The 17,054-nt window shown below is 61.7% G+C and carries 9 protein-coding genes; 4 read left to right on the forward strand and 5 right to left on the reverse strand.

Translation table 11 applies throughout. The annotated features are described in order from the left end of the window. Positions 1-82: 82 nt before the first annotated feature. Positions 83-1,381, reverse strand: a complete 1,299-nt coding sequence (gene purB / locus SMD31_RS00245) for an adenylosuccinate lyase (RefSeq protein ID WP_320498487.1) — start codon at positions 1,379-1,381, stop codon at positions 83-85. Positions 1,382-1,564: 183 nt separating this feature from the next. Here purB and SMD31_RS00250 point away from each other — a divergent pair, with 183 nt between their 5' ends. Both SMD31_RS00250 and SMD31_RS00255 read left to right on the forward strand, forming a co-directional pair. After that, positions 1,565-3,526 carry an oxidoreductase gene (locus SMD31_RS00250; protein WP_320498489.1) on the forward strand — a complete coding sequence of 654 codons (1,962 nt, stop codon included), beginning with the start codon at positions 1,565-1,567 and terminating at the stop codon, positions 3,524-3,526. A gap of 7 nt (positions 3,527-3,533) precedes the next feature. Continuing rightward, positions 3,534-4,583, forward strand: a complete 1,050-nt coding sequence (locus SMD31_RS00255) for an AbrB family transcriptional regulator (RefSeq protein WP_320498491.1) — start codon at positions 3,534-3,536, stop codon at positions 4,581-4,583. Here SMD31_RS00255 and SMD31_RS00260 read toward each other — a convergent pair. Next, positions 4,563-7,964: an acyl-[ACP]--phospholipid O-acyltransferase gene (locus tag SMD31_RS00260; protein ID WP_320498492.1), complete on the reverse strand. Its 3,402-nt coding sequence runs from the start codon at positions 7,962-7,964 to the stop codon at positions 4,563-4,565. The two genes, SMD31_RS00255 and SMD31_RS00260, sit on opposite strands and share 21 nt — an antisense overlap. Positions 7,965-8,079: 115 nt before the next feature. Here SMD31_RS00260 and SMD31_RS00265 point away from each other — a divergent pair, with 115 nt between their 5' ends. Further along, positions 8,080-10,098, forward strand: a complete 2,019-nt coding sequence (locus SMD31_RS00265) for a molybdopterin-containing oxidoreductase family protein (RefSeq protein WP_320498493.1) — start codon at positions 8,080-8,082, stop codon at positions 10,096-10,098. A gap of 2 nt (positions 10,099-10,100) precedes the next feature. Here the strand turns inward: SMD31_RS00265 and SMD31_RS00270 are convergent, their stop codons facing one another. The 3 genes from SMD31_RS00270 to SMD31_RS00280 all read right to left on the reverse strand — a co-directional run bounded on the left by SMD31_RS00270 (position 10,101) and on the right by SMD31_RS00280 (position 15,564). Then, positions 10,101-12,560, reverse strand: a complete 2,460-nt coding sequence (locus SMD31_RS00270) for a GcvT family protein (protein WP_320498495.1) — start codon at positions 12,558-12,560, stop codon at positions 10,101-10,103. A 10-nt stretch (positions 12,561-12,570) separates the two neighbouring features. Further along, entirely contained in the window at positions 12,571-13,434 is an 864-nt protein-coding gene (locus SMD31_RS00275; RefSeq protein ID WP_320498496.1) for a choline/ethanolamine kinase family protein, read from the reverse strand. 165 nt (positions 13,435-13,599) lie between these two features. Continuing rightward, on the reverse strand, positions 13,600-15,564 hold the full coding sequence (locus tag SMD31_RS00280) for a methyl-accepting chemotaxis protein (protein WP_320498498.1): 1,965 nt from the start codon (positions 15,562-15,564) through the stop codon (positions 13,600-13,602). A gap of 369 nt (positions 15,565-15,933) precedes the next feature. Between SMD31_RS00280 and gcvA the strand changes: the two genes are divergently transcribed. Then, positions 15,934-16,908, forward strand: a complete 975-nt coding sequence (gene gcvA, locus SMD31_RS00285; RefSeq protein WP_320498500.1) for a transcriptional regulator GcvA — start codon at positions 15,934-15,936, stop codon at positions 16,906-16,908. Positions 16,909-17,054: the final 146 nt, after the last annotated feature.

Below are 17,054 nucleotides of genomic sequence, written 5' to 3' on the forward strand. Positions count from 1 at the left end.
CGGTCCGGAATTCAAGCGCGCCAAAATACGCGGCGCATCTGTCTCAGGGACCGGATGCGCCGCGCAAAAGCCAATCAGCGTATCAAGAGTGACCAAAGACCCGCTGGAAGATGTCGTCGACGTGCTTGAAGTGGTAGTCAAGGTTGAAGCATTCCTCGATCTGCTGCGTCGACAGACGCTTCGTCACCTCGCCGTCGGCCTTGAGCTCGGTCATGAAGTCCTTGCCCTCGAGCCAGACCTTCATCGCGTTGCGCTGAACGGCCTGATAGGAATCCTCGCGGCTCATGCCCGCCTGGGTCAGCGCCAACAACACACGCTGCGAATGCACCAGCCCGCTATAGCGGTCGAGATTGGCCTGCATGTTCTCGGGATAGATGATCCATTTTTCGACCAGGCCGACCAGGCGATTGAGTGCAAAATCCAGCGCGATCGTGGCATCCGGCCCGAACACGCGCTCGACCGAGGAATGACTGATGTCGCGCTCGTGCCACAGCGCCACATTCTCCAGCGCCGGATTGACCGACGCCCGGACGACACGCGCGAGGCCGGTCAGATTCTCGGAGAGAACCGGATTGCGCTTGTGCGGCATGGCGCTGGAGCCCTTTTGCCCGGGCGAGAAGAATTCCTCCGCCTCGCGCACTTCCGAGCGCTGCAGATGGCGCACTTCGATCGACAGATTCTCGATCGAACCCGCGATCACCCCCAGCACGGCAAAGAACATGGCGTGCCGGTCGCGCGGGATGACCTGGGTCGAGACCGGCTCGACCTTCAGCTCCATCTTGCGTGCGACATGCGCTTCGACGCGCGGATCGATATTGGCAAAGGTGCCGACGGCGCCGGAAATGGCACAAGTCGCAACATCGTCACGCGCCGCCACCAGACGCTGCTTGGCGCGGGCGAAGGCCGCGTAATGCGACGCGAGCTTCAGGCCGAAAGTGGTGGGTTCCGCATGGATGCCATGGCTGCGGCCGATGGTCGGCGTCAACTTGTGTTCGAAGGCGCGCTTTTCCAGGGCCTTCAGCAGCCGGTCGAGATCTTCCAGCAACAGATCGGCCGCCTGCTTCAACTGCACGGCGAGGCAAGTGTCCAGCACGTCCGAGGATGTCATGCCCTGGTGCACGAAGCGCGCCGAGGGGCCGACATGTTCGGCAAGATTGGTCAGGAAGGCGATGACGTCGTGCTTGGTTTCGCGCTCGATTTCATCGATGCGGTCAACCTCCCATTTGCCCTTGGCCCAGATTTCAGCTGCCGCTTCCTTCGGGATAACGCCCAGTTCGGCCAACGCGTCGCAGGCATGGGCTTCGATTTCGAACCAGATGCGAAAGCGGTTTTCCGGGTCCCAGATCTTGGTCATTTCGGGACGGGAATAGCGCGGAATCATGAAAGCCTCATTCGAATGGCGGACAGGTCGCTTGATTGGCGCCAAATCAGCGGCAAAGCGCCAAGGAGTCAACCGTTTTTGCCGTTTTAGCGCTAAAGCGACGCAAGATCGCCCTTCAAAGCCGGGCTGAGCCGGGATAGGTTCCCGGGCAGTTCCAGCCTGCTCACCTGAACGAGCCAGAATATGACCGCCTTCAGCCACCTGTTCCAGCCCTTCACCATTCGCAACTGTCAGATCAAGAACCGTATTTTCTCGACGGGGCACGATACGACGATGCCGACGGACGGAACCCCGAACAAGCGGCTGGCCGCCTATCACAAGGCACGGGCGGAAGGCGGCGCCGGCCTCATCATCATGCAGGTGGCTGGCGTCCATGAGACAGCGCGCTATACCTCGCACCTCATCATGGCAACGACCGATGATTGCATTCCCGGCTACCAGGATGTCGTCGCTGCCTGCAAACCTTATGGCACCAAGATTTTCGGCCAGCTTTTCCACCCCGGCCGCGAGATCATGGAAAGCCAGGACGGGACGGCACCGGTCGCCTACGCTCCCTCGGCGGTACCCAATGAACGCTTCCACGTCATGCCGCGGCCGATGTCGCGGGGCATGATCAAGGAAATCACCGCCGGTTATGCCGATGCGGCGCTGCGCCTGCAAAAAGGCGGGCTCGATGGCGTCGAGATTGTAGCGAGCCACGGCTATCTGCCGGCGCAATTCCTCAACGAACGTACCAATTTGCGCACCGACGAATATGGCGGCAGTTTCGAGAATCGCCTGCGCTTCATTCGCGAGGTGGCCCAGGCCATTCGCGCCAAGGTCGGCCCCGACCTGGTCATCGGCCTGCGCATCAGCGGCGACGACAAGGACCATGACGGCCTGCAGGAGAGCGAAAGCCTCCTGGCAATCCAGGCACTCGACGATGTCATGGACTATTTCAATGTGATCGCCGGATCGTCGGCGAGTTTCGGGGGCGCCGTGCACATTGCCCCGCCGATGGCAATCGCCAACGGCTATGTGGCGCCTTTCGCGGCCGCCGTGAAGGCCAAGGTCAAGGCGGCGGTCCTTGTCGCTGGTCGCATCAACCAGCCCCAAGACGCCGAGAAGATCCTGGCCAGCGGTTCGGCCGACCTCATCGGCATGACCCGCGCCATGATCTGCGACCCGGACATGCCGCGAAAGGCCGAGGCCGGGAAGCTGGAGGATGTGCGGGCATGCATCGCCTGCAACCAGGCCTGTATCGGGCATTTTCATCTGGGCTATCCGATCTCCTGCATTCAGCATCCCGAGACTGGCCGCGAACTCACCTATGGGACGCGCAAGCCGATCGTTCGGAAGAAGAAGATCCTGATCGCCGGTGGCGGCCCAGGTGGCTTGAAGGCGGCGGCCGTCGCCTCCGAACGCGGCCATGAGGTCATCTTGTGCGAGGCAGGTGAGCGTCTCGGCGGCCAGGCATTGCTCGCCCAGATGCTGCCAAGCCGCGCTGAATTCGGCGGCATCATCACCAACCTCACCCGCGAAGTTCAGTTGGGCGGTGCTGAGATTCGCACGCGAACGAAAGTCACTCGCGTGCTGATCGAGGCTGAAAAGCCCGACGCCGTCATCATCGCGACCGGTGCCAAGCCGCGATCGGCGGCCGGCGCCGGCATCGAGGGCGTCGATGGCGGTCATGTCGTCACGGCGTGGGATGTCATCCGCGACCAAGCCAATATCGGCCACTCGGTCGTGATTGCGGATTGGCGCTGCGACTGGATCGGCATGGGCCTGGCCGAGAAGCTCGCGCGTGCCGGCTGCCATGTGCGGCTGTGCGTCGACGGCTATATGGCGGGCCAGCGCATCCACCAATATGTCCGTGATCATTGGGTGGGCGAGTTGCACAAGCTCAATGTGGAGATCATCCCCTATGCGCGCCTTTATGGCATTGACGGCGATACGGCATATTTCCAGCATGCGACCAGCGCCGAGCCGATCATTTTCGAGGGGATCGATACGCTGGTGACGTCGCTGGGGCACGAGCGGCAAAGCGAGCTTGAAGACGAGCTTGCCGATTGGGGCGGCGAAATGTATGTGATCGGCGATTGCCTGACACCGCGCACGGCGGAGGAAGCCGTGCTCGAAGGCCTGAAAGCAACAGCAGAGATCTGATCCACTGATGCCCCTGCCCTTCTCGCCCCCCATCCGCGCCAGGATTTTGTGCTTGGTGCTGGGGGCATTGGGGGGTGGCGTCTTCTACCTGCTGCACTTGCCGCTGCCCTGGATGATGGGGGCAATGACCCTTACCACCCTGGCGGCCGTCTCAGGTGTCCGGATTGCGATGATGCCGCGCGTCCGCATGGTCTTCGTCGCCATCCTCGGCATCATGCTGGGCAGTGCCTTTTCCCCCCAGATGCTGGATCATCTGCAGAACTGGGCCATCAGCCTCCTGTGGCTGGCACTTTATGTCGTCGTCACGACCTATCTCGTGCGCCTCTATTACATCCATTTTGCCGGCTACGATGCCGTCACAGCTTATTTTGCCGCCGCCCCCGGCGGCCTGTCGGAGATGATCCTTGCCGGCAGTGCCTTTGGCGGCGATGAGGCACGCATTTCCTTGGCGCATGGCGCCCGAATTCTTGTCGCGGTGTTCGTGCTCTCCTTCGGTTATCGCTGGCTTGGCGGCTATACGCCAACTGGTGCCAGCGCCGCTGCCGCCAGCCTGCCCCTCGACATCGTCGATCTGCTCTGGCTGGGCGGCGCAGGCGTGCTCGGATTCTTTGGCGCCAGGAAATTGCGCATGCCGGCCTATGCCCTGGTCGGTCCCATGATCGTCAGCGCGCTCCTGCATGTCGTTGGCGTGACGGCTTCGCGGCCGCCGGCCGAACTGGTCGCCATAGCGCAGATCGTCGTCGGTTCCATGATCGGCGCGCGGTTCACGGGCCTGCCCTTGCGCCTGGTCCTGCGCGGCATTCTATTGGCTGTCGGGGCGACCGCCGTTCTGCTGATCGTTGCGGCCGGGTTCGGCTTTGCGGTCGATGCCACGGCCGGCGTCCCCTTTGGCTCGGCCCTGCTCGCCTTCTCGCCCGGCGGGCTGGCGGAAATGAGCCTGATCGCCCTCGCCCTCGGCGTCGATGCTGCCTATGTCTCCAGCCACCATGTGGTCCGCATCTTCATGATCGTGGTCGCGGCACCGCTGGTCTTTCGCCTATTGCGCCACAAGGGTTAGCGCCATCGACTTCAATCGCTTGAGATCGGTCTTGCCGGTGCCCAGCACCGGCAGTTCATCCAGGCGATGCAGATCGGCAACCTTCGGAACCCAGATCTTTGGCAGGCCGGCATCATTGAGCCCCTGCCACACCAACTCCGCCCCCATGCTTTCATCGGCCAGGTAAAAGCCCACCAACCGCTCGCCCTTGGCCGCATCCGGCACGGCAGTCACATTGGCGCCATTGACCCCGGGGATGCGCAGCATGGCCTCCTCGACCTTGAGATGCGGCACCATCTCGCCGCCGATCTTCGAGAAGCGCGACAATCGGTCCGTGATGCGGATGAAGCCGTCCTCGTCCAACACGGCAATATCGCCGGTGACATACCAGCCGTTCCTGATGACCTCGTCGGTCTTGGCCGGGTTGTTGAGATAACCCACCATGCGGCCGGGCCCTTTGAGCAGCAGCAGGCCTTCCTCGCCTTCGTTGCGATCTTCGAACGTGTCGGGATCGACGATCCGGGCGGCGACGCCCGGCACGGGATGCCCGACGGTACCCGGCTTGTGACCCGTCTGGTTTTCGCCCACCCCCATCACATTGGGGACGTTGACCGAGACGACCGGCCCCATTTCCGTGGCGCCATAGCCTTCAAGCATGTCGATGCCGAACTTGTCCTTGAACGCTGCGGCAAGGTCCGGCCGCAGCCGCTCGGCGCCGACGACGACATGGCGCAGGCTCTTGAAATCCTCGGCCGGAATACTGCGCAGGTAGGACTGGCAGAAGGTCGGGGTGGAGATCAGGATGGTGGCCCGGTATTTCTTCACCAGGCCTCCTATGGTCTTCGCATCAAGCGGGTTGGCGTGATAGACGGCGCCATTGCCGATCACCAGCGGCAGGCACAGCGTGCCGGTAAAGCCGAAGGAATGGAAGAACGGTAGCACGCCCACGAACTTGTCGGCCTTGGTCAGCCACAGGATCTGCGCGATCGCCTCCAGGTTCGAGATGACGTTGTGCTGCGACAACATCACGCCCTTGGGTTCGCCGGTCGAGCCGGAACTGAACATGACCGTGCAAAGATCGTCGATCGATTGCCCCTTCGGCACGGCGCGGCGCAGCAACAGGGTGGTCGGCGTCAACATGCTGGCGATGTACATGAGCAGTTGCGCCAGCTTGCTCTGCTTGGCCAGCAGCTCCTCGACAAAGACCATGTCCGGTCGTTCGGCCAGCTTGACCTTCGACAGGAAAGCGCGCGCCGTCACGATGGTCTTGATGCCGCATTGCTGGATCGCCGATTCCATGGCGTCTGCACCAATCGTGAAGTTGAGATTGACCGGCACCTTGCCCGCCAGCATCAACCCCATATTGACCAGGGCGGCGGCCACAGAACCCGGCAGCAGAACGCCGACCATTTTATCGGCACCCCGTTCGCGCGTGAACCAGCGCGCCAGAAGCCGCGATCCGGCCAGCGCCTGGCCGAAATTGAGTTCCCGTCCCAGTGAATCCGCCATGGCCATGCGGAACCAGTACCTTTTGGCGGTCCGAATGAAACGCTTTGCAACGAGGTCATCGGGTTGACGGCGATGACGGAAGGCGTCCCCCCCCATCTCCAGCAGGCTCTGGCGCACATCACGCGCCTTGGCACTGGAAGGCAGCGGCTTTCCGAAGGTGATCGTGACCGGATAAAATAGACGGCGCGGCCATTTCCAGAAGAACTTGCCGTCCTTGAAGCTGAAGATCGAGCCCCATACCTGGTCCAGATGAACCGGGATGATCGGCACGTCGATGCCGTCGATGATGCGCTCGAATCCGCGTTTGAACGGCAGCATGTTGCCGGTGCGGCTGATGGAACCTTCGGCGAAAATGCAGACGACATGGCCGTCTTGGAGCTCGGCACGCGCTCGTTTGATGGGCTCCAACACCTTGCCGCCGCCGGTCGGGATTGCCCGCATCGTCTTCAAGAAGGCGCCAAGGCCCGGAATGCCGAAAAACGGCGCATAGACCATGAAGCGCACGAACCGCTGCACGCAGGACCCGACCAGCAATCCGTCGACGAAGGAAAGATGATTGCAGACCAGCAATGCCGGCCCATTGAGAGGCACATTCTGGGCGCCGACGATGCGGATGCGATAAATGGAATGCGTCAGCAGCCACAAGACGAAGCGAATGAAGAAATCAGGCAGCAGATAGAAGATGTAGCCGGTGATCAGGAAGCTCAGCAGGCCGCCCACCATGATTACCTGGTCCGGCTGCAGGCCAAGGAAGCTGCCGAGCAGAAGATTGCTGCCGAAGGCGATCGCGATCGCCAGGAAGTTGAGAAAATTGTTGGCACCGATGATGCGGCCACGTGCTTCCAGCACCGATTTCTGCTGCAACATCGCATTGAGCGGCACGGTATAGAAACCGGCAAAGAAACCAAGCAGCCCGAGACACACGACTGCCGACCAGGTACCGTCCACCGTCACCAGCAGCATCGCCATGATACCCATGCCGACAGAGCCGATCGGCACCAAGCCGAACTCGATCTTGTAGCCGGAAAGGCGGCCGGCAACCATGCTGCCGACGCCGATGCCAATTGCGACCGAGGCCCATAAGCCCCCGGTTTCGCTCTCGGTGAGACCCAGTTCATGGGTGCCATAGAGTGGGATCGAGATCTGCACCAGGGCGGCTAAAAACCAGAACCACGAATTGCCGAGCACGGTGAGCATCAGGCGGCGATCCGCCATCAATTCACGCATGCCCGTGCTGATACCGGCCAGCGGGTTGAAACTGAAGCGCCGCGGTGCCGTCGGCACCGGCGTGCGGCCGATCCCAAAGGCCGCCAGGGTACCCACAATGGCGATGACGAGCGGGACGATACCCATGACCAACGGATCGTGGCTGACGGTCTGATAGAGGGCACCACCCGCCCAGGTGCCGATGATGATGGCAAGGAACGTGCTCATCTCGATCAACGCATTGCCGCGCGAGAGGTCGGATTGCGGCAGCAATTCCGGCAGGCAGCCATATTTCGCCGGGCTAAAGAAGGTAGAGTGCGTGGCGATGAGAAACAGCACCCCCAGCATCATGTTGAGGTCCTGCGCCTGGAACGCCCAGAGCCCCAGCAGCATGGCGGCGATTTCGACGGATTTGGTGACGATCAACACAGATCGCTTTGAGAAGATGTCCGCCAACTGGCCGGCATGCCCGGAGAAGGCCAGAAAAGGCAGGACGAACAGCACGCCGATGATGGTCACATAGGTGTTGGCCATCCACCCGTCGGGCTGGCGCGTGGCAAGATCGATCGCGAAGAACGTGACGACATAGCGATAGAGATTGTCGTTCAATGCGCCGAGGAACTGCGTTACCAGCATCCAGCCAAATCCCGGATCGGTAATCAAGCGCATGTAGGAGCGGTCGTTCATGTCTGAGCCTTCCCCAATTTCTCCTACAAAATCGGGGCTTGGGCCGGCCAAAGTCAAGTTATGGAACGCGAGTCCCGTTCACATTCGACCGCTGGCAGGCTAGACTTCCCGCATCATGACAGACAAAACGATCATCAAAACGACTTGTCCCCGCGATTGCTACGACTCCTGCGGCATCGCCGTCGTCAAATCGGCCGATGGCCGCGTCAAGGTCCTTGGCGACCCGGACCACAATGTCAGTCGGGGCGCGCTTTGCGGCAAATGTGCCATTGCCTATAATGGCGCCTATCTCGACCCCAAGGCGCGCCTGACGCAGCCGCTTCTGCGCACTGGCCCCAAAGGCAGCCGGCAATACAAGCCCATCGGCTGGGATGAAGCCATTGCCATCATCGCCGATGGCTTTAAGGAGATTATCGGCAAGAGCGGACCGGAAGCGATCTGGCACACGCACTACACCGGCACCTGCTCGGCCCTCGCCGGTGGCTTCCCGCAGCGCTTCTTCCACCGTCTCGGCGCCAGTGAGGTCGATCCGGACAGCATCTGCAACGCTGCCGGCCACGCCGCCCTCAATTATCTCTATGGCACCTCGACCGACGGTTTCGATCCGCGCATGGCCAAGGACGCGGCCTGCATCCTGGTCTGGGGCGCCAATCCATCCGCATCGGCACCACATCGTCACAAATTCTGGCTCAAGGAAACCGGGGCCAAGATCATCGTCGTTGATCCGGTTCGCCATGACACGGCTGACCAAGCCGACCTGCATCTGCAACCCTATCCTGGCAGTGACGCGGCCCTCGCCTACGGCCTCCTGCACGTCCTGGTCCGAGAGAAGCTGATCGACCAGCGCTTCATCGACGCCCATACACTGGGCTGGAATGAGCTGCAGCCCCTTATCGCCGCCGCCGACCCGTTGACCACCGAGGCAAAGACCGGCGTCGCCGCCGCCGACATCATTGCCGCCGCCACAATGTATGGCAGCGGCCCGGCCCTGCTGTGGCTGGGCCAGGGCCTGCAGCGCCAGCCGACGGGTGGCAATGTGTTCCGCGCTGTCGGGCTCCTCCCGGCCGCCACAGGCAATTTCGCCAAGCCAGGTGCGGGCCTGCTCTATCTTAACGGCGGCGCGCGACGCGGCATCGATGGCGATTACCTGGAGGCACCGCATCTGCGCCGCAATGAGCGCCAGACCGTCAGCCATATGGATCTGGTCGACCTGCTGCGCGATCGCGCGCGTGCCCAGGCGCTTGTCACCTGGAACATCAACATTGCGGCCTCCAACCCGCGCCAGGCCGCATTGCGCGATGCGCTGAACAGCGATGAGCTGTTCCACGTCGCCATCGATCTGTTCGCAACCGATACCGTGGATCACGCCGACATCATCCTGCCCGCCGCCTCGTTCCTGGAATTCGACGATCTGGTCATGTCCTATTTCGACCTCACCGTGTCGGCTCAAGTCGCAGCGACGGCACCGATGGGCGCGGCTCTGCCCAATCAGGAAATCTTCCGTCGCCTCGCCCGGGCGATGGGCCTCAAAGAGCCTGACCTGTTCGAGGACGACGGCACCATTCTCGATACCCTCGCGCGCCAGCTTGGCCAGCGGGATTTCGCGACCCTGAAGCGCGCCGGTACCGTGCAGCGCTGGTCGGAGCCGGTCTTGCAGTTCCCGGATCTCAAATTCTCGACGCCGTCGACAAAGATCGAGTTCGCCAGTGCTGCGGCTGCGGCCGACGGCCATCCGCGCGTACCGCTGCCGTCGGTTGACGCGCGGCCGGCGGGCAGCAAGCTGCGCCTGCTCTCGCCCGCATCCCGTTGGCTGATGAACAGTTCCTACCATAACGATCCGAAGATCGCGGCCAAGCTCGGCCCCGAACACATCACGCTGCACCCGGATGATGCGGCCGCACGTGGCCTACAGGCCGGCGCCAAGGTGATGGTCAGCAATGCCACGGCTGCCATTGAGATGATCGTCGAGGTCGCCCCCATGCTGCCCCGTGGCGTCGCACTTGCCGCCAAGAGCCGCTGGCCCAAGCTCATCCCGGGTGGCCTCAGCGTCAACGCCCTCAATCCCGGCACCAAGAGCGATATGGCCGAAAGCTCCAGCGTGCACGGGATCGAAGTCGAGGTAACGGCGGCCTGATATCAGGCCTTCACTCGATCCATCTTCGGGTCATAAAGCGGCTGCAGGCTGACCTTGGCGGGATAGCGCTGGCAGGCGATCTCCAGTTCATAGGTGCCGCTCAGCACGTCCTCGGCACTGACGCCATTCTGCGGATCGCGAACATAGCCGATGCCGATATTGGTACCGAGCGTATAGCCATAACCACCCGAAGCCAGCCAGCCGACCTGCTTCCCGTTGCGGAAGATCGTCTCGCGTCCCAGGAGGACGACGCTCTGGTCGTCGACCGTGAAGCAGGCCAGCAGCTTGGGCAGCTTCTTCTGCGACAAGGCGGTCAAGGCCTCGCGCCCCAGGAAGGGCACGTTCTTCTTCAGCTTCACCGCCCAGCCCATGCCGGCTTCGAGCGGCGAGTGGTCCGGCGTGATGTCGGAGGACCAGGCACGATAGAACTTCTCCAGGCGCAGGCTTTCGATGGCCCGGTAGCCGGCATTGGCGATGCCGTGCTGGGCACCGGCCGCCCACAGCGCCTCATAGACTGCGACCATGGCTTCGACCGGAATGTGCAGTTCCCAGCCCAACTCGCCGACATAGGTCACCCGCAGGGCGCGTACGATGGCGCCCGCAATCGAAAACTCCTGCGCGGTGCCGAACGGAAACGCATTGTTCGACACATCCGCCGGGGTTACCGCGGCCAGCACATCGCGTGCCTTCGGCCCCATCAGAGAGAGCACGCCATAGGCCGAGGTGACGTCAATGAGGCGCGCATCGAGCCCCGCCGGTATGTGCGACGAGATCCAGTGGAAATCGTGCGTGGCATAACCCGTGCCGGTGACGATGTAATAGGCATCCTCCGCCACGCGCGTGACCGTGAGATCGCATTCGATGCCGCCGCGCTGGTTGAGCATCTGGGTATAGATGATGCTGCCCGGCTTCTTCGCCAAGTCATTGCTGGCGATCCAGGTGAGTGCCGCCTCGGCATCGCGCCCCACCAGCATGAACTTGGCAAACGAGGTCTGGTCGATGAGCACCACGCGCTCGCGCGCCGCCTTGTGCTCGCTGCCGACATGGTCGAACCAGTTCTGGCGCTCATAGGAATAAGCATCCTTCGGCTCGACACCCTTGGGCGCAAACCAGTTGGGCCGTTCCCAACCGAGTTTCCAGCCAAAGACCGCGCCCTGTTCCTTGAGCTTGGCATAGAGTGGTGAAACACGCACCGGCCGCACGCTTTCCAGTTCCTCATGCGGCCAGGCCATCGAATAGTGATGGGCATAGGCTTCGAGTGTGCGGCTGAGGACCCAGTTCTTGTCGCGATGCACCTGACCAAAGCGGCGAATGTCGACCGGCCACAGATCCATCGGCGGCTCGCCACCAGCGACCCATTCGGCAAGCGCCCGGCCGGCACCGCCACCCGAGGCAATGCCGAAGGCGTTGAAGCCGGCACCGACGAAGAAGTTCCGCACCTCCGGCGCTTCACCCAGGATGAAGTTTCCATCCGGCGTGAAGCTCTCCGGCCCGTTGATCATCTGCTTGACGCCGGCCTTCTCCAGCGCCGGCACGCGCGCCAGGGCCTGCTCCATCAACTGGCCGAAATGGTCCCAGTCGTTTTCAAGCAGCTGGAAAGCAAAATTTCCCGGCAACGCATAGCGATCCTTGCCCGGCAGCCAGGGAATCGGGTTGTGCTCGTAACCACCCATCACTAGCCCGCCGACTTCCTCCTTGAAATAGATGAGCCGGTCGGGGTCGCGCAGGGTCGGCAGGTTCTTCGGCACACCGGCCATCGCTTCGGTCACGATGTACTGATGCTGCACCGATTGCAGCGGCACGTTGACGCCGGCCAGCGCACCGATCTCGCGCGCCCATTGGCCGCCGCAATTGACGATGACATCTGCCGCAATGCGCCCCTTGTCGGTTTGGACCGCAACCGCCCTCCCCTTCACCACCTCAATCCCGGTGACGGCCGTTTCCTCGATGATCTTCACACCGCCCAGGCGTGCACCCTTTGCCAGCGACTGCGCGATATCGGCCGGATTGGCCTGGCCATCGGTCGGCAGAAAGGCAGCGCCCACCAGATCGCCGATGTCCATGATCGGCCACAGATCCTGCGCTTCCTTTGGGCTGAGCAGATGCATCTCGAGGCCGAAGGAATGCGCCGTCGTCGCCTGGCGCTTGATTTCGGTCATGCGTGCCTGGTTGCAGGCAAGGCGCAGCCCGCCATTCATCTTCCAGCCGGTGGCAAGGCCCGTTTCGGCTTCGAGCTTGTTGTAAAGCTCGACGGAGTATTTGAGGAGCTGCGTGATATTGGCTGACGTGCGCAACTGGCCGACGAGGCCGGCAGCATGCCAGGTCGAACCGCTGGTCAGCTTGTGGCGCTCGATCAGCACCACATCCTTCCAGCCGAGCTTGGCCAGGTGATAGGCCGTCGAGCAGCCGATGATGCCGCCGCCGATGATGACGGCGCGTGCCGAGGTCGGAAAATCACTCATAATCTGCTCCTCACATATTCCGGAAGTCGCCGAGCGCGCGCTCAAAGCGCGCCAGATTCTCGGCGGTATAGGCGGCATAGTCGAAATCCAGCGTCGAGTGGATTTCGGAAATCATGCTCCACATCGTCTCGCGCAGCAGCGAGGCGCATTTCATGGCGTGGTAGCGGCGCAACAGAGCGGCATCGGCCTTGCGTTCGAAATAGGCCTCCAGCAGACGGGTCTCATCGGCCACCGGCACTTCGTTGTTCGAGCACAGATTGGCAAGATCGAAGAGCGGTGAGTTGAAGCCGGCATAGTCCCAGTCGATCAGCCACAGCCGATCGCCGCCATCGATGAAATTGCTCGGCAGCAAATCGTTATGCCCATAAACGATTTCGACCGGGCCGACAGCCTTCTCCAGTTCCGCAGCGATATCGAGCAGGCGCGGCAAGGTTGGGAGGTGTCGGCTATTGCCGGCCTTCAGCGAATGGCCGTAATCGCGCAACACATGAAAGACCCAGAAGATCAGAGCCGGTCCGGCAACATGCAGCGGCATTTCGCGGTGACACTTGCGCACCAAGGGCAGGATGCGCGCCAGCATCGCCGGCTGCCTTACATCCTCGGCAGCGAGGGTCTTGCCATCGACAAACTCGAAGACCAATGCACCCGGTGCCGCATGCACGACCTGGGGCGACAGGCCGCATTCGGCAGCCGCACGGCTTGCCGCCAGTTCATTGAAGCGCATGACGCCATGAACGGGGATATCGTCGCCGATGCGGACGAAGTATCGTCGACCGGCATCCTCGACCCGGAAATTGGCGTTGGTGATACCGCCCTTGATGATCTCAGGCTGGATCTTCCCGGACCAACAGGTCAGGGCCTCCACCCGCGCCATCGCCTCCCGCATTGTCCGCCTCGCGACATACTCTTTTGCCCATCATTCGCCATCGATCGGCCAAAAAGTCAACAATGAAGGCACATCGAATGTTGATTCGATGTTGTTATGCCGCGAGCAAGATCAACCAACGCTTTCTTTATCTATTTATATCAATGCCTTAAATCACAAGGCGCGCACATCACCCAGGAAGCCCTTCACCAGCTTGTCGAGCTGCGCCGACTGGCGCGCCAACTCGCCCGCAGAAACGCGGACGGTCGATGCCGCTTCGTTGCTGGCGCGGGCTGCGTCATTGACCAGCGAGATGTTTTGCGTGACCTCCTCGGTCCCCTTCGCCGCTTCCTCGACATTGCGCGCGATTTCGCGCGTTGCCGCAGTCTGCTCCTCGACCGCCGCAGCGATCGTGGCCGAGATTTCGTGGCTCCGCTTGATGGTCTCGGAGATCTGTTGAATGGCGCTGACGGCCGTCGTGGTCGAACCCTGCACGTCACCAATCTGTTGCCCGATCTCCTCCGTGGCCTTTGCCGTCTGGTTGGCTAGGTTCTTCACCTCGGACGCCACCACGGCAAAACCCTTGCCCGCTTCGCCAGCGCGCGCCGCTTCGATCGTCGCATTGAGCGCCAGCAAATTGGTCTGGTTGGCGATGTCCTGAATGAGCGTCACCACCTGTCCGATCCGCTGCGTCGCATCGGCAAGGCCTGTCACGACATTGCTGGTCCGCTCGGCTTCCGCCACGGCATCCTCGGCGACCTTGGTCGACATCGTCACCTGATTGCCGATCTCGCCAATCGACGCGTTGAGTTCTTCCGTCGCTGCAGCAACCGTCTGCACGTTCGAGGACGCTTCGATGGCGCCGGCCGAAACAGCCTCCGCACCGCTGCTGACGGACTTCGCCGAATTGGCCATCGAGGCCGCCGTGCGCTCCATCTCCTCGACCGCGCTATTGACGGTACCCAAAGCTGCCGCCACCTCCTGGTCGAATGCGCGCGTCAATGCCTGCATGCGCTCGGCGCGCTCAAGCTGCTGACGTTGCGCTTCCGCCTGCTCCTTCGCCAAACGCTGCGACTCCAGCATCGAGTTCTTGAAAACTTCGACACTCTGCGCCATCTGGCCGATTTCATTGGTGAAGTCTGTCGCCGGAATGGTCACATCCTGGCGCCCACCGGACAAAGCCAGCATCGCCTTGGTCATCGCGGCAATCGGCCCCACGACCTTGCGACCGATCAGCCCCGCAACCACGATGGAAATGAGAGCCACCACGGCGATGGCTATCGTGATCCAAAGGCGCGCCTTTTCGCTGAGCTGCATTGCGTGTTCATTGGCAACGGTGAACTCCGTGTTGATGCGGCCGATCATTTCCGTGACCAACGGGTCAACTTTGGCAAAGGCGTCGGAGAGCTTCTTCTCGTCGGCGATGATGCTAAGCCTTGTCGCTGCAACCGATTGAAAATCCGTCGCGTATTCCTGTATCAGCTTCTTGATGAGATCGCGGTCGGCGGCAGCCACAGGTGCCGCATCGATATCGGTGAGAAATCCCGTTGTGGCCTTGGCATGTGCGTCGACATATTTGGGGTCGAGGCGCAGCAGAAAATCTTTCTCGGCGCGGCGCAGCATCAGCATCGTGATTGTCATCTTGTCCAATGACAATGTCTTCAGCTTGTCTTCGACCTCATGGACTGATTTGCGCAACTCACCCCGCAGCCCCAATTCGTCATTGAGGCCGATCTTGACCCATTCGACCGTCGTGGCCTTGAAGGCATCGCTGTACTCAGCGACACCAGCGCGAATTCCAGCGATCGCGTCCCGATAGGCCCCCTCACTATCTTCCGATTCCAGTTTCGTCAGCAACTGGTCGATGGATTGCATCACCTCGGCATGCTGCTGGACGTATTTGTCGTCGAGCCGCAGCAGGAAGTCCTTCTCGCGCCGGCGCGCGTTGAGAAACTCGTATCGGAGATCCTGCGCGATGACATAGACCTCCGTCGCCTGGTTGGCTATCCCCTGCTCGGACGCTCGTTGCCCGTCCGCGACGAGGTAGTAGGCAAGTATCCCGAGGAAGCCCGCGAGCGCCACCAAGCTCACCAACTGGATCTGCCACGAGACTTTGAATGTCTTGAACACGTTTGCCACGCAAACCTCCGTCGAGTTACGCAATCGCAGGCGAGTCCAACACTTGGACGTGGCGCTATCCCATATCGGGATCGCATCAGACCATCTGACATCCGCGCGCCAATTCGCCGGGGATGAGTGGCGCCATTAATGGCAGCAAAGTACTTCTGACCCGTTAATTTGAACGGCCAATCAATACGAATTACATCCTAATGCATTGATAATACTAAGATTGTTAGCCTAGGACTAAGCTATCCTCGCTTCACGCCTAAGATACCCTAAATTGTCTATCGACTAGATCGAGATTTAATCTCCTTTCGCCGACACGACTTTTTCAAGGGGATCCGACGACGCCCCGAAATGTCGCGTTTTGTGAGAGGGAGAAGTGATATGTCGAGACCCATCCGCCGCCTGCCGTCCTTGAATGCCCTGCGCGCTTTCTGGGCCGCCGCACGTCACGGCAGCTTCGTTGCTGCGGCCGAAGAACTACATGTCACCGCTTCCGCCGTCAGCCTGCAGGTGCGTCAGTTGGAGGACGAGCTCGGCCAGAAACTGTTCGATCGGACGCCGCGTGGCCTGTCGCTGACGGCCGATGGTGCGGCGATCCTGCCCGGTGTCAGCGACGCGTTCGCGCGCCTGCAGGCGACGCTGATCGATGAGCAGCCGGGCAGCGACCAACAGATCCTCACGCTTTCCGTCGCACCGTCTTTCGCCACCAAGTGGCTGCTGCCGCGCCTCGACAGCTTCTGCCAGCGCTACCCCGACTTCGACGTGCGCGTGATCGCCACGCATGATCTCACCGACTTTGCCAAGGAGAATGTCGATCTGGCGATTCGGTACGGGCGCGGCGGCTATACGGGTTTGGCCAGCGAATTGTTGATGCGTGAATCGGTCTTCCCGGTTTGCGCGCCGCGCCTTGTCGAAACGCATGCCGATGCCGATGTGGCGCAGTTGCTGCGTGCGCTGCCGCTCCTTCACGACGACAGCCCCGATCAAGACGAGACCTGCCCGGATTGGAAGAGCTGGCTGAAGGCTGCCGGCCTTCGCGACATCGATGCACAACGCGGATCCCGCTTCAATCAATCGATCTTCGCCTTGGAAGCGGCGGCCAGCGGACTCGGCGTGGCGCTCGCCAAATCATCGCTGGTGCAGCAGGATCTTGCCACCCGGCGCCTTGTGCGCCTCGGCCATGACGACGTGCCGATCGAGTTCGCCTATTTCCTGGTCTATCCGCCGGAACGGGGCAAAAGATCCGCCATCAACGCGTTCCGCAACTGGATTCAGGGCGAGATCGACGCCCATCGCGGCGCACTGAAGCAGCCCACGGCCCACCATCAAGGAATCCTGCTCGCAACACAGAGTTAATCTCGTTTGGGCAGCGACGGATCGCCCGCTATCTTTGCAACACATGATGACTTGAAAGACGACCTTCGAGTCCGCGGCATTTGACGGGAGCAGCTTGCACCGCGACACCAAAGCTAAAGCGCCACGACAGAAGTCGTGGGTTCCCC

It is taken from the genome of Dongia rigui (genome assembly GCF_034044635.1).
Lineage (GTDB): Bacteria > Pseudomonadota > Alphaproteobacteria > Dongiales > Dongiaceae > Dongia > Dongia rigui.

Bases quoted from the DNA above. Each gene is read 5' to 3' on its own strand.
- purB (WP_320498487.1), bottom strand. From the start codon at position 1,381: ATGATTCCGCGCTATTCCCGTCCCGAAATGACCAAGATCTGGGACCCG.
- SMD31_RS00250 (WP_320498489.1), top strand. From the start codon at position 1,565: ATGACCGCCTTCAGCCACCTGTTCCAGCCCTTCACCATTCGCAACTGT.
- SMD31_RS00255 (WP_320498491.1), top strand. From the start codon at position 3,534: ATGCCCCTGCCCTTCTCGCCCCCCATCCGCGCCAGGATTTTGTGCTTG.
- SMD31_RS00260 (WP_320498492.1), bottom strand. From the start codon at position 7,964: ATGAACGACCGCTCCTACATGCGCTTGATTACCGATCCGGGATTTGGC.
- SMD31_RS00265 (WP_320498493.1), top strand. From the start codon at position 8,080: ATGACAGACAAAACGATCATCAAAACGACTTGTCCCCGCGATTGCTAC.
- SMD31_RS00270 (WP_320498495.1), bottom strand. From the start codon at position 12,560: ATGAGTGATTTTCCGACCTCGGCACGCGCCGTCATCATCGGCGGCGGC.
- SMD31_RS00275 (WP_320498496.1), bottom strand. From the start codon at position 13,434: ATGGCGCGGGTGGAGGCCCTGACCTGTTGGTCCGGGAAGATCCAGCCT.
- gcvA (WP_320498500.1), top strand. From the start codon at position 15,934: ATGTCGAGACCCATCCGCCGCCTGCCGTCCTTGAATGCCCTGCGCGCT.